Source organism: Paraburkholderia kirstenboschensis (genome assembly GCF_904848585.1).
Lineage (GTDB): Bacteria > Pseudomonadota > Gammaproteobacteria > Burkholderiales > Burkholderiaceae > Paraburkholderia > Paraburkholderia kirstenboschensis.
Genome location: NZ_CAJHCR010000003.1, coordinates 164,685 through 177,260, shown reverse-complemented (window position 1 = coordinate 177,260; position 12,576 = coordinate 164,685). Strand labels below are relative to the sequence as shown.

Genomic DNA, 12,576 nt, shown 5'->3' with positions numbered 1-12,576 from the left:
GGGCATCGAGATGAATCACAAGGTGGCCTTCAGTTTTGCCGATGGAAAGACATTGTTCTTCGATGTCGGCGCAAACGAGATCTTGCTGGACGCGGCATTGCGCAATGGCGTGAAGATCCCATTCGACTGCCGCGAAGGCGTCTGTAGCACGTGCAAGGGACGCTGTGAATCGGGCGAATATGCACAGGACTATGTGGACGATGAAGCGCTCTCTGCAGAGGACCTTGCGCAACGCAATATGCTGTCGTGCCAGACCAGAGTCAGATCGGATGCCTCGTTCTTCTTTGACTTTGACTCGACGCTATGCCGTACCGAGGATACAGGTCGCATGACGGCGACCGTCACCCGCGTGCAGAAAGTGTCCGACTCGACGGCCATTCTGCATCTCGACGCAGGTGCCGTGAGCAGGCGTCTGGACTTTCTGCCGGGGCAGTATGCTCGCCTCCTCGTACCGGAGACTGACGCGTGGCGTTCCTATTCGTTCGCGAATCAGCCCAATCATGACAATCAGTTGCAGTTTCTTATCCTGCTGCTGCCTGATGGCGCCATGAGCAATTACCTGCGCGAACGCTGTACGCCCGGTCAGTCAATCGACATCGAAGCGCCGTTTGGGACTTTCTACCTGCGACACGTCGAGCGTCCGCTTGTGATGGTCGCGGGCGGAACGGGCCTTTCGGCGTTCCTCGGCATGCTGGATGAGATGGCTTCGCGTGGTGGCTGCCGTCAGCCCGTCACGCTGTACTACGGGGTGAACAACGTCGGCGATCTGTGCGAGTCTGAACGGTTGAAAGGGTATATCGATCGTATTGAGGGGTTCTCATACGTGCCGGTGGTCGTGAATTCGTCGCCCGATTGGAGGGGAAAGACAGGGTACATTCCGGATCATTTCGACGCGAAGGCACTAGCTGCGCGACCTTTCGACATGTACGTATGCGGTCCGCCCCCGATGGTCGAAGCGATCAGGAAGTGGTCGGCGATCTCCGGCCTTCAAGATTTTCAGCTGCATTTTGAAAAGTTCGCGAGCACCGGAGGTTAGACGGATGCTTTTCGTACCGGCAGGATTGCGCGCTTCCTTGACGACCATCATGGAGAGTCCAGATTGCCCGCATGATTAGCCCCCAAATAATCGCATTGCTCGGGGCGGTGCTAGGCGCGGCGGGTGCGAACTTGTGTTCCGAAGACGACATCAGCCTATTGAGATTGGCTGGCTAAGTGTGCAGTTTTGCCGGTTTGCCAACGAGAAGTCGTGGGCGCCCACCGGCGTCGCCACTAGAAAGCGAAGTGCGTAGTTTTTTGTACGCACAGAGACTTATCGACATACAAAAACCGCCGCCGCGTCATGCAAAATGAGCACATCTAGGATGTGGAGAGTGACTCGTGGGCGTCAATTTCGATTTGAACGACTTGCAGGCGTTTCGCGCGGTGGTGGAACTGGGGAGCTTCCGCAAGGCCGCCGAGGCTGTCAGCATCTCCCAGCCGGCCTTGAGCCGTCGCATTGAGAAACTCGAGGAAGCGCTCGGCGTGCGTCTCTTCGAGCGCACCACGCGCAGCGTTACGCTCACGACCGTTGGCCGCGTGTTCGCCCCGAGCGCCGAACAACTGCTCGACGATCTCGACGTCGCGTTGCTCGGCATCCGCGATGTATCGTCTAGCCGGCTGGGTCATGTGACCATCGCCTGCGTGCCTTCGGTGGCGTACTATTTTCTGCCAAACGTCGTCGCAAGCTACCATCGCCGTTTTCCGCGCATCAGGGTGAAGCTGCTGGATTCGAGCGCGAATGAGGTGCTTGGCGCTGTCATCAGCGGTGAGGCCGATTTCGGCGTGAGTTTCATGGGTAGCCAGGAGTCCGAGGTCGAGTTCAAGGTGTTGCTGCAGGAGCGCTTCGTTGCCGCCTGCCGTCGCGATCATCCGCTCGCGCGCAAGAAGCGCGTCACCTGGAACGAGCTTTACGAGCATGAATACGTCTCGGTGGACAAGACTTCCGGGAACCGTCTGCTGCTCGATCAGGCACTCTCGGCGGTGGCGCCGCGCGCGCCGAGCGTGTGTGAGACCCGTCACGTCACGACCATGCTTGGCCTCGTTGAAGCGGGGCTCGGTGTCGCCGCTGTGCCGTCGATGGCCATGCCCGGCCGCGATCATCCCATCCTTACGAGCGTGCCGCTTGTCGAACCTGTGGTGAAGCGGCGCGTGGGAATCGTGAGGCGCCGGGGGCGTCCGCTTACTCCGGCCGCGCAGGAGTTTCACAGAACGATTGTCGAGATGAGGCAGGGCGGCGTCGAGGGAGGCGATGGTTCCGACGTCAACACGTCCGCGAAAGAACGACCAGCCAGGAAAACCGCATCGTGAGGTTGGCAAGACCGCTTCGTTCGCTCTATGTGCAGGTGCTGCTGGGCATGGTGCTCGGCGTCGCGATCGGTCATTTCCTGCCGCAAGCGGGCGCGCTGCTCAAGCCCTTCAGCGATGGCTTCGTCGGCCTTGTGAGGATGATGATCGCGCCGATCGTCTTCTGTACGATCGTCCTGGGGATCACGTCGCTTGCGAGCGGTAAGGCGATCGGGCGCACGATCTTTCAGGCGCTGGCGCTCTTCTATTTGCTCACCGCCGTGGCGCTAGCGCTCGGGCTCGTGACCGCCTTCGTTCTGCGACCGGGCGCGGGTATGCACATCGACGCGCACCGTCTGGACGCGAGCATCCTCGCGCAATATGTGAAGCACGCACAGCCGGGCGGCCTGGTCGCATTCGCGCTGAGCGTCATCCCAGAGACGATGCTCGGCGCCTTCGACAAGGGCGAAGTGCTGCCAGTGCTGCTGCTCTCGCTGCTCTTCGGCTTTTCGCTGAATTCCTGTCCGAAGGCCGGCCGGCCAGTGCTCGCGCTGATCGACGGCATCGCTCAGATCCTCTTTCGCATCCTCGCGATGATCATGCGACTTGCACCGCTCGGCGCATTCGGCGCGATGGCGTTCACGGTGGGCCGTTTCGGCATCCGCTCGGTCGGCTCCCTCGGCATGTTGATGGTGTCCTTCTACGTGGCATGCCTATTGTTTATTGCGCTGGTGCTCGCTCCGCTCGCGCGGCTGCATGGTTTCGCGCTTTGGCGGCTCTTGCGCTACATGCGCGAGGAGTTGCTCATCGTTCTCGCGACATCTTCCACGGAGCCTGTGCTGCCGCGCCTGATCGTGAAGCTCGAGGCGCTCGGTTGCGACAAGGGAGTCGTGGGGCTCGTGCTGCCCGCCGGATATTCGTTCAATCTGGACGGCACCGCGATCTATTTGACGCTCGCTTCGGTGTTCATTGCACAGGCGTGCGACGTGCCACTTTCCGCGCCGCAGATCGCGATGATGCTCGCGGTTATGCTGCTCACGTCAAAGGGGGCGGCCGGCGTGTCGGGTAGCGGACTGGTGGCGCTTGTCGCCACGCTGACGGTGATCCCGGATCTGCCCGTAGCCGGTGTGGCGCTACTGGTGGGCATCGACCGCTTCATGTCCGAGGCGCGCGCCCTGACGAGCGTGATCAGCAACGCCTGCGCAGTGATCTTCGTTTCTATGTGGGAAGGTGCGTGCGATCGGGCGCGTCTCGCCCGGATGCTCGGGGCGGCAGCGGCAGCGGCAGCGGCAGCGCCAGGCGGCGCGGACGGTTCCGAGGACTCAGCGAGACGAACCCCGGGGACCTGACAGGAAGGCCGCATCGAAGCAAGCCTTCCGTCAGATTTGCGTCAATGAGCGGAAACGGTATCGAGCCCGGTGGATGTCACTTCTGGCTGGACGCCGGGCGAAGCGAGATAGTCGAGGAGCGCTTTCGCTTCCTTCGGATGCTGTGCACTGACCGGAACGCCGGCGGCGAAACGAGTGACTGACTGCAGCGATTCGGGAATCTTGCCGACGAAGGTCGCGCCCTTGACGGGCAGCAACTCGCTCACCTGCTGGAAGCCGATTTCGTAGTCGCCGTTCGCCACGACCGAGGCCACCGGGATGCGCGGGACCATTTTGGCCTTCGCTTTGACCTGATCCTCGATGCCGAGCTTCTTGAACAACTCCCGCTCGATATAGACACCGCTGGCGCTGTCCGAATAGGCGATCGACTTCGCATGCAGCAGGGTCTGCCGGAGCCCGTCTACGGAACTGATATCGGGCTTCGTCGCGCCTTCGCGCACGACCATGCCGATGCGCGAATCGGCCAGCTCGACCCGCGATCCGGGGATGACCTTGCCTTTCTGGATCAGATCGTCAAGCGCATATCCGACCATGATGACGGCGTCCGCCGGCTCGCCACGTTCCAGCCGGTTGGGGATCGCTTCGGGCGATTTGCCCATGGACGGACCGAGCGCGGTATCGAGCGTGTTGCCCGTCTCGGTTGAGAATTTCGGGCCGAGCACCTTGTATGCCGCGGTGAAGCCGCCGGAACTCATGACGTGCAGATCGGCGGCTTGCACGTTCGCAGCGGCGGCCGAGGTTGCAACGAGTGCGGCGGCGCACAGTTTCAGAAGCAGGTTTCTCATGATCGTAGTCGTGTCGGATTGTGTGTGTAGCTGTTTGCGGAGCGAGACCGGATCAGTGCGCCGGAGTCAGCGTCGCTGCGCGGCGGCGATAGAGTGCGAACGTTGCCATGAGGGCGCACGCAGCGGCGAAGCTCATCCAGTAGCCGGGTGCGGCCTTGTCGCCGGTCATGTGAATGAGTGCCGTCGAGATCGCCGGCGTGAAGCCGCCGAATACCGCCGTCGCGAGGCTATAGGCAAGCGAGAAGCCCGCGACGCGTACTTGTGCCGGCATCACTTCGGTCAATGCGACGACCATCGCGCCGTTATAGATGCCGTACATGAACGAGAGCCAGAGGAGGGCGAGCAGCATGTTGAGGAAGCTCGGCGCGTGAGCGAGCAGCGACAGTGCCGGGTGCGCAGTCGCGATGGCGAGCACCGTCATCGCGACGAGAAGCGGCCGGCGACCGATCCTGTCGGAGAGGGCACCGCCGATAGGCAGCCACACGAAGTTCGACACGGCGACACACAGCGTCACGAGCAGACTGTCGGCGGTGCTCAAGTGCAGAACCGTCTTGCCGAAAGTCGGCGCGTAGACCGTGATGAGATAGAAGCTAGCGGTGGTCATCGCCACCAGCATCATGCCTGCGATCACCACGGTCCAGTTCTGGACCAGCGTGCGGAAAACCTCCTTCATGCTCGGACGATGCTGACGCGCCTTGAACTCCTCGGTCTCCTGCAGATTACGACGCAGCATGAAGATGAACGGCACGATCATGCAGCCGACGAAGAACGGAACGCGCCATCCCCACGCCGCAATGGTCGCGGCGTCCATTGACTGGTTGAGCGCGAAGCCGAGAGCCGCAGCCACGACGATCGCCACCTGCTGGCTCGCGGACTGCCAGCTCGTGAAGAAGCCCTTGCGGCCCGGCGTGGCCATCTCGGCGAGATACACTGACACGCCGCCCAACTCCGCGCCCGCGGAGAAGCCCTGCAGCAGCCTCCCGACCAGCACGAGTGCGGGCGCCACAAGGCCAAGCGTCGCGTAGCCCGGCACGAACGCGATCAGGATGGTGCCGCTCGCCATGATGGAGAGCGTGACGATAAGGCCCTTGCGGCGACCGACGTCGTCGATGTACGCGCCCAGCACGACCGCGCCGAGCGGTCGCATCAGAAAACCGGCGCCGAAGACCGCGAAGGTCATCATCAACGAGGCAAATTCGCTGTCAGCGGGGAAGAAGACCTTGGCAATCTGCGTGGCATAGAAGCCAAACAGGAAAAAGTCGAACTGCTCGAGAAAGTTTCCGGCCGTTACGCGGAAAACCGCCGCGGCCTTTGAACGTCCCGGCGAAAGGGTAGAGGGCGAGGGGTGCATCGTTGTGTCTCCTGAAATCCCGAAAAATGCTGGGGTCTGCTCTTTGTGGTTTCGCGAATATTGGCCCTTGTCCGGCAAAACGATAAGTGCAATCTTTTTAATGATTGATGTGCGTTGGTTATCAATCGGCACTTCTCTTACGTTGCACATAGCATAGTCAGGCGACAGGGCGGCACAGTTACCGGCGGCGTAAGGGGCCGTCGATGAGAAAACTCGCGCTGTGCCTGGCTCCGCAGCATGGTTGCGGCACAATTCTGCGATCATTGCTGACAATCTGATCTGCTGGAACGAGCATGGAACTTCGGCATCTTCGCTATTTCATCGCTGTGGCTGAGTTGCGCAGCGTGCGGGCGGCGTCCGAGCAGCTGCATGTGACGCAACCGGCGATTTCCCGCCAGATACAGGATCTCGAAGACGCCATCGGCGCCGCGCTGTTCGAGCGCACGCCGCGCGGGCTGAAGCTGACGCCCGCCGGCGATGCGTATCTGTCGGAAGCACGCGAGATCCTCGCGCGCGTCGATGCCGCGAACCGGCTGGCCCGGCGCATCGCATCGGGCGTGCAAGGTCACCTGCGCATCGGTTTCGTGGAAAACGCCGTGTGGAGCGGCATCGTTTCGCGCGCGTTGAGCGCTTTCGAACAGGCGGCGCCGAATGTCGCGCTCGAACTCACGCCGATGAACACGCCCGAGCAAGTCGACGCGCTCGCCGCGGGACGACTCGACGGCGGCTTCTGCTATCGCTTCGGCGCGTTGCCGGAAGGCATCTCGAGCCTGCACGTGCTCGATCAGAAGGTGGTGCTTGCCGTGCCGGAAGAGTGGCCGCACGCTAGCGCGGGCGCGGTCAGTGCACATGAACTCGCCGGCAGGCCGTTCATCGCGTTTCCGCGCCGCGTCTATCCTGCCTACTACGATCGCCTGCTGTCGGCCTGCGCCGAACGCGGGCTCACGCTCGATATCAGACAGGAGGCGTCGACGGAAACAGCGATCCTTTCGCTGGTTTCGGCGGGGATGGGTGCGGCCATCGTCAATGCCGCGAATCGCGACCGGCCGCCCGCGCGAGTGCGTTTCGTCGACTTGCGCGACCTCGATATTTCCTTGCCGCTCGAATTCTGCTTCGTCGCACATGAGGCGGCGCACGAAGCGAATCCCACGCTGAAGCGTTTCCTGGACCTGCTGACATAGCGGCCGGCGCGCGATGCCTGCAAAGCATCACCCGGCGCAGAAAACGGCATTGGCGGGACGTTTTTTCGTCGCCGATAGTAAAGACACCTTAGGCTCTTTACTGTTCGCGCCATGTCCACTTCCGCTTCGCTCATCGCTACCGATATCGACTTCGAACGCTCCGGCTTTCAAACCGGGACGCTGCGTCTGCCGTATTCGCACGACCGCTCGGCATACGGCCACGTGCCGATCCCGCTCGCCGTGCTCAACGCTGGTGCGGGTACGGGGCCCACGGTTCTACTGACGGGCGGCAATCACGGCGACGAATACGAAGGACCCGTCGCGCTGATGAAGCTGATGCAGCGCATGCCGTCGATGACCATACGCGGTCGCCTGATCGTGATACCCGGCCTGAACTTCCCGGCCTTCATCAACGGCACGCGCACGTCGCCGATCGACCGCGGCAACCTGAACCGCCTGTTTCCCGGCGCACGCAACGGCCAGCCGACGGAAATGATCGCGCACTACGTCGAAAGCGAACTGCTGCCACGCGCCGATGTCGCGATCGACCTCCATGCGGGGGGCGCGTCGTTCGAGCACGCGCCGACACTGCTCGCGTCGCCGCCTGCCGAAGGCGAGCAGCACGCGTTGTATATGGATCTCGTGCGTGAGTTCGGCGCGCCGAACACGATGATCATGGATCTGCTCGGCGAAGACCGTACATTCGCGGCCGCAGCCGAACGGCATGGCAAGCTCTTTCTGTGCGGCGAGTTCGGCGGACATGCGGGCTGCGATGCGGCGAACCTGGCGATCGTCGAGGCCGGCTTGCAGCGCGTGTTGTACCGGCTCGGCGTGGTCTCGGACACGCAGCCGGCGCCGGCAGGCAAAACACGCTTCCTGCGCGTCGAAGGCGCGCGCGGGTACGTGTATGCGCCGCTCGCCGGCGTATTCGAACCCACGTTCAAGCTCGGCGATCAGGTGCGCGAGGGTCAACTGGCGGGGCGTCTGTACGATCCGCACCGCCCGTGGCAGGCGCCGCTCGATATCGCGTTCCGTAGCGACGGCATGGTCATATGCATGCGGACCTTTGCACGCGTGGAGCCCGGCGACTGTATCGCTCTGCTCGCTCAGGAAGCCAACGCCGATTGAGCTGATCGAGCTGATATGGCTGATCGAGCCGAGTCCATCAACGCCGGAGACCGCATATGAACGTTCGCCCTGTTTCAATCCAGCCCGCCGATGGCGTCGCACGCAGCGAGTCTTTCGACAGCGTGCGCCATCCCGTGTATGTCGTGCTGCTGTTCTTCGTCTGCTTTGCATTTTCGTATCTGGACCGCCAGGTCGTCAGCATTCTCGTGCAGCCGATCAAGCAGTCGCTGGCGCTTACCGATACGCAAATCGGCCTGCTGCAAGGCTTTTCGTTCACGATGTGCTACGCAACGGCAGGCGTGTTCGTCGCGAGGCTCGTCGATCGCGGCAACCGGGTGAAACTGATCGCCGCGTGCATCGCGATCTGGGCGATTTCGACAATGGCGTGCGGCTTCGCAACCAACTTTACGGAACTGCTGCTCGCCCGCGCCGGAACGGCGGTCGCCGAGGCCGCCTTGAGTCCCGCGGCGCTGTCGATCTTCAGCGACATATTCGCGCCGCGCCGCGTCGCGCGTGCGAGTAGCGTGTTCATGCTCGGGCCGTACGTAGGCGGGGGCGCCGCGCTGTTCGGCGGCGGCATGCTGTTGTCGGCGGCAGCAGCGGGCGACGGCAGCGCATGGCTCAGCGCACACGGCTTTGCGCCGTGGCAAGCGGTGTTCGTTGCCGTGGGACTGCCAGGCTTGCTGTTGGCCGCGCTCGTCGCGTTCACGGTCCGCGAACCGGCGCGGCTCGAAACGAACACGCATGGCGCCCATGCGGAGAACGAGATGCCGTCGCTCCGCGACGTGCTAGTCGAACTGTTCGTGCGTAATCGCTTCTGCCTGCCTTACTTTGCGGCCTACGTCGCGCTGATCACGCTGTTCTACTCGCACGCCGCATGGTTCCCGACCTTGCTGATGCGCCATTTCCACCTCGCGCCGAAAGCCGTCGGACAGATGGCCGCACCTGCGTACATGGTCGGCGGTATTCTCGGTGTGGCATGCGCGGGGATGCTCGCCACGCGCGTCACCGACGACACCACCTTGCGCAAGGTGCTGGGCTTCTCCGCATGCGCAGTTGCATTGCTGGTGCCCGCCGCCATTGCGATGCCGCTCGTCGCGAGCAGCGGCCTTGCCATCGTGCTCTATGGCACGAGTGCATTTACCGCCAGCATCGCGATGGGACTTGCGCCCGTGCCGTTGCAAATTGCCGTGCCGAACCGCATGCGCGGCCGTTCGCTGGCGCTGCTCGTCTTCATGACGAACGCGATCAGCGGTGGCGTGGGCCCGCTGTCGGTTGGCTATCTGAACGAACGGCTGGGCCAGACGGGAACGAGTCTTGGAAACGCACTGGCGCTGGTCGGTGGGGTCTCGGCGCTCGTCAGCGCGTTACTCTATGCAGTGGCGACCCGGCGCGTTCGCGCTGCGACGGCTTAGTGAATCTCGCACTGAGACACATACTGAAACCTGCATTCGAACCGAAGAGAACGGATTGCCATGAAACCCGCCTCACAAGTCCATCACGTCGGCGCCGCGACCATCACTCGTGTCGATGAAACCGGCTTCGCGCTCGCGCCGAACCTGTTGTTCCCGGCGTGGAGCGATGAAGATGGTCGCGAGCTCGAAGAACGCTTCGCCACCGGAAGTCTCGATCTCACCAACGCGCGCGTGCCGTTGAAAACGCATCTGTGGGTCGTGGAAGTCGGCGGCGTGACGATGGTCGTCGATACGGGCATCGGCAACGGCAAGTCACGGCCGTTCAGCGCGCTGTTCGACAAGCTCGATAACCCCGTGCTCGAACGCTTCGAATCGGCGGGCTTCACGCGCGAGAATATCGACTACGTGCTGCTCACGCATCTGCACGTCGATCACGTCGGCTGGAATACGCATTGGCAGGACGGCCGCTGGGCGCCCGTGTTTCCGAACGCGACCTATGTGTTCGGCGAGCGCGAACGCGACTTCTTCGCTAGCCCGGAAGGCGCGGCGCGGCGGATGGTATTCGACGACAGTGTGCTCCCGGTCATCGAGTCCGGTCAGGCGCGTGCCGTGCCGGATACGGGTGAGGAGATTCTCGACGGCATTCGCTTTGTGCCGACCTTCGGCCATAGCATCGGTCACATGGCCATTGAGATTCGTTCGCGCGGCGAGACGGCGCTCTTTTCCGGAGACGTGATGCACAGCGCGGTGCAGGTGCATCGGCCCGAATGGAATTCAATGTTCTGTCTCGATCAGGAACAGGCCCGCGCTTCGCGCGAGCGTCTGCTCGCGCATGCAGCGGACACGGGCGCGACGGTGTTCGCCGCGCATTTTGCCGAGACATCGGCGGGGACCGTGCGGCGGGTCGAAAAAGGTTTTGAATGGCGCTATGCGTGAGCGAAGGGAAGTGAGCTTCCCGCGCAGTTCATCGTCGATACAGCACGCATGATCTCCGCGAAGGACGCATCGCCTTGCAGACCCACGTCGAGCCGCGGGCGACGCAAGGCGACCCTGCTGATCAGAGGATGTGTCGTGTCGATTCCCTTGAAGGTGGGGGACGCCTACGCAGAACTGGTGAAGGCAAATCATGAGCGATAAAGGACAGTCGGAAGCCAGCCGAGGCGAATCGGTATTGCCAGTAGATTGCAACTACTGCTGCCATCATCGAATCGAAGGCCGCGATAAGCCTTGAACCGTTCTCACAGGTAACTATGCTGTAAGAGGGTGGGAGTCCAATACTGAAACGGCTTCCCGCTCAAATCGATAGCCCCGCAGGACGACGGTCAACGTGGGCTAGCGCTGACGCGGCGGCTCAGAACCGCAACGGTGTATATCATGCGTTCTGCTCGTTTCTGGGCGGTGGCAGGCCTGTTCGCGCTGTGCGCGTGGAGCGCACTTTGCGCGGCGCCTGGGCCGGCTTCCATGGCTTCGCCTGCGTCGTCGCCGTCCGTGCCTGCCAGACCGGTGCCTGCAAGCCCGCCGCGCCGGATCGATCTGACCAACAAGCCTTGGCGCGGCGATTTCGACGCGATGCTCGAACGCCGCGTGATCCGCGTGCTCGTACCTTTCAGTCGTACGCTGTATTTTAATGACCGAGGCCGCGAACGCGGGTTGACCGCAGATTTCGTGCGCGATTTTGAACGGTACGTCAACAATACCTACGCCGATCGCCTCAACAAGCGTCCGATCACCGTGATCATGATTCCGACGACACGCGATCGGCTGCTGCCCGGCCTCAACAGCGGCATGGGCGATATCGCCGTCGGCAACCTGACGGTCACCGACGAGCGTCTAAAACAGGCCGACTTCATCACGGCGCGCGCCCTCAAGCCAACGCGTGAACTGGTACTGACCGGGCCGAAATCGCCAGAATTGTCGAAGCTTGACGATCTAAGCGGAAAGACCGTACAGGTGCGCCGTTCTAGTAGCTATTACGAAAGTCTGATTGCAGTTAACGGCCGCTTCCAGAAAGCCGGCAAGCCGCCCATGCGGCTTGTGCTGCTGCCGGATGCGCTCGAGGACGAGGATGCGATGGAGATGCTGAACGTCGGTCTGCTTCAGATCGTGGTGGTGGATGACTGGAAGGCGCGGATGTGGGCCCAGATGCTGCCGCAAGTGAAGGTGCACGACAACATTGCAGTGCGTGATGGAGGCTATGTGGGCTGGGCTATCCGCAAACAGAGCCCCAAGCTCAAGGCTGTGATCAGCGATTTCTACGACAATTTCATCACGAAGCAAAGCGTCGCGGAGGTCCGCCTCAAACAGTATATGCAAGGCATCAAGCAGATTCATAACAACGCTGAGAGTGCCGAACTCAACCGCTTTAAACAGACCGTGGCTTTATTCGCGAAGTACGGCCAGCAATACGACTTCGATCCGCTCATGCTGGCAGCCCAGGGTTTTCAGGAGTCGCAGCTTGATCAGGGGGCCAAGAGCCGGGTGGGGGCGGTCGGCATCATGCAATTAATGCCGGCTACGGGTAAGGAGCTCAATGTCGGGGACATCCGAATAGCGGAGTCGAATATTCATGCCGGCGCCAAGTATCTTGATCGACTCATGACACGTTACTTTCAGGACGCGCACTTCTCCGAGGTAGATCGCCCGCTGTTCGCCTTCGCGAGCTATAACGCTGGCCCTGGGAACATCGCGAAGATGCGCAAGGAGGCCGCGGCCCGGGGCCTCAATCCAGATGTCTGGTTCAACAACGTCGAGATCGTGGTGGCAGAGAAGATCGGCATCGAGACAACCACGTACGTGCGAAACATCTATAAGTACTACGCGTCTTATCGCCTGCTCATGGAAGCGCAGGCGCAGCGAAGCCGCGTAGGGCAGCAACTGGGCCACTAACCATTATTCGTACATTTTGAGCACGTCAGGATTGCATCTGCTTGCCGTGGCCTCGCGTTGACGCCGGATGTTTCAATTGTTTTGTTCGATGGTCTGGAGCGATCCTTTTTCGACGGCGGC

General features: G+C 62.0%; 10 protein-coding genes. 8 read left to right on the top strand and 2 right to left on the bottom strand.

Annotated elements, in window-relative coordinates:
• Window positions 1-10: 10 nt before the first annotated feature.
• From antC to dctA, 3 genes are all read left to right on the top strand, one after another.
• The gene (antC, locus tag JMY24_RS10610; RefSeq protein ID WP_128597049.1) at window positions 11-1,036 is read left to right on the top strand and encodes an anthranilate 1,2-dioxygenase electron transfer component AntC; all 1,026 of its coding nucleotides are present in this window, start codon (window positions 11-13) and stop codon (window positions 1,034-1,036) included.
• Window positions 1,037-1,377: 341 nt separating this feature from the next.
• Window positions 1,378-2,346 (top strand): LysR family transcriptional regulator, encoded by a 969-nt coding sequence (locus JMY24_RS10605; protein WP_128597048.1) that lies wholly within the window; start codon window positions 1,378-1,380, stop codon window positions 2,344-2,346.
• Window positions 2,343-3,671 carry a C4-dicarboxylate transporter DctA gene (dctA, locus tag JMY24_RS10600; RefSeq protein WP_128597047.1) on the top strand — a complete coding sequence of 443 codons (1,329 nt, stop codon included), beginning with the start codon at window positions 2,343-2,345 and terminating at the stop codon, window positions 3,669-3,671. The genes JMY24_RS10605 and dctA overlap by 4 nt, the downstream gene beginning before the upstream one ends.
• A 41-nt stretch (window positions 3,672-3,712) precedes the next feature.
• Here dctA and JMY24_RS10595 read toward each other — a convergent pair whose 3' ends face one another.
• Together JMY24_RS10595 and tcuC are read right to left on the bottom strand one after the other, a co-directional pair.
• On the bottom strand, window positions 3,713-4,495 hold the full coding sequence (locus JMY24_RS10595) for a substrate-binding domain-containing protein (RefSeq protein WP_128597046.1): 783 nt from the start codon (window positions 4,493-4,495) through the stop codon (window positions 3,713-3,715).
• 52 nt (window positions 4,496-4,547) lie between these two features.
• Window positions 4,548-5,846 carry an MFS transporter gene (tcuC, locus tag JMY24_RS10590; protein ID WP_128590048.1) on the bottom strand — a complete coding sequence of 433 codons (1,299 nt, stop codon included), beginning with the start codon at window positions 5,844-5,846 and terminating at the stop codon, window positions 4,548-4,550.
• A gap of 293 nt (window positions 5,847-6,139) precedes the next feature.
• Here tcuC and JMY24_RS10585 point away from each other — a divergent pair, with 293 nt between their 5' ends.
• The 5 genes from JMY24_RS10585 to JMY24_RS10565 all read left to right on the top strand — a co-directional run bounded on the left by JMY24_RS10585 (window position 6,140) and on the right by JMY24_RS10565 (window position 12,456).
• The gene (locus tag JMY24_RS10585; protein ID WP_128597045.1) at window positions 6,140-7,027 is read left to right on the top strand and encodes a LysR family transcriptional regulator; all 888 of its coding nucleotides are present in this window, start codon (window positions 6,140-6,142) and stop codon (window positions 7,025-7,027) included.
• A 111-nt stretch (window positions 7,028-7,138) separates the two neighbouring features.
• Window positions 7,139-8,155 carry a succinylglutamate desuccinylase/aspartoacylase family protein gene (locus tag JMY24_RS10580; RefSeq protein ID WP_201702001.1) on the top strand — a complete coding sequence of 339 codons (1,017 nt, stop codon included), beginning with the start codon at window positions 7,139-7,141 and terminating at the stop codon, window positions 8,153-8,155.
• Between the two features lie 56 nt (window positions 8,156-8,211).
• Complete coding sequence (locus JMY24_RS10575) at window positions 8,212-9,570, top strand: MFS transporter (protein ID WP_201702000.1); 1,359 nt, start codon at window positions 8,212-8,214, stop codon at window positions 9,568-9,570.
• Between the two features lie 60 nt (window positions 9,571-9,630).
• Window positions 9,631-10,506, top strand: a complete 876-nt coding sequence (locus JMY24_RS10570; protein WP_128597044.1) for an MBL fold metallo-hydrolase — start codon at window positions 9,631-9,633, stop codon at window positions 10,504-10,506.
• Window positions 10,507-10,944: 438 nt separating this feature from the next.
• Window positions 10,945-12,456: an MltF family protein gene (locus JMY24_RS10565; RefSeq protein ID WP_201701999.1), complete on the top strand. Its 1,512-nt coding sequence runs from the start codon at window positions 10,945-10,947 to the stop codon at window positions 12,454-12,456.
• Window positions 12,457-12,576: the final 120 nt, after the last annotated feature.

Coding starts and splice junctions, on each gene's coding strand:
- antC (WP_128597049.1), top strand. CDS start 11: ATGAATCACAAGGTGGCCTTCAGTTTTGCCGATGGAAAGACATTGTTC.
- JMY24_RS10595 (WP_128597046.1), bottom strand. CDS start 4,495: ATGAGAAACCTGCTTCTGAAACTGTGCGCCGCCGCACTCGTTGCAACC.
- tcuC (WP_128590048.1), bottom strand. CDS start 5,846: ATGCACCCCTCGCCCTCTACCCTTTCGCCGGGACGTTCAAAGGCCGCG.
- JMY24_RS10585 (WP_128597045.1), top strand. CDS start 6,140: ATGGAACTTCGGCATCTTCGCTATTTCATCGCTGTGGCTGAGTTGCGC.
- JMY24_RS10580 (WP_201702001.1), top strand. CDS start 7,139: ATGTCCACTTCCGCTTCGCTCATCGCTACCGATATCGACTTCGAACGC.
- JMY24_RS10575 (WP_201702000.1), top strand. CDS start 8,212: ATGAACGTTCGCCCTGTTTCAATCCAGCCCGCCGATGGCGTCGCACGC.
- JMY24_RS10570 (WP_128597044.1), top strand. CDS start 9,631: ATGAAACCCGCCTCACAAGTCCATCACGTCGGCGCCGCGACCATCACT.
- JMY24_RS10565 (WP_201701999.1), top strand. CDS start 10,945: ATGCGTTCTGCTCGTTTCTGGGCGGTGGCAGGCCTGTTCGCGCTGTGC.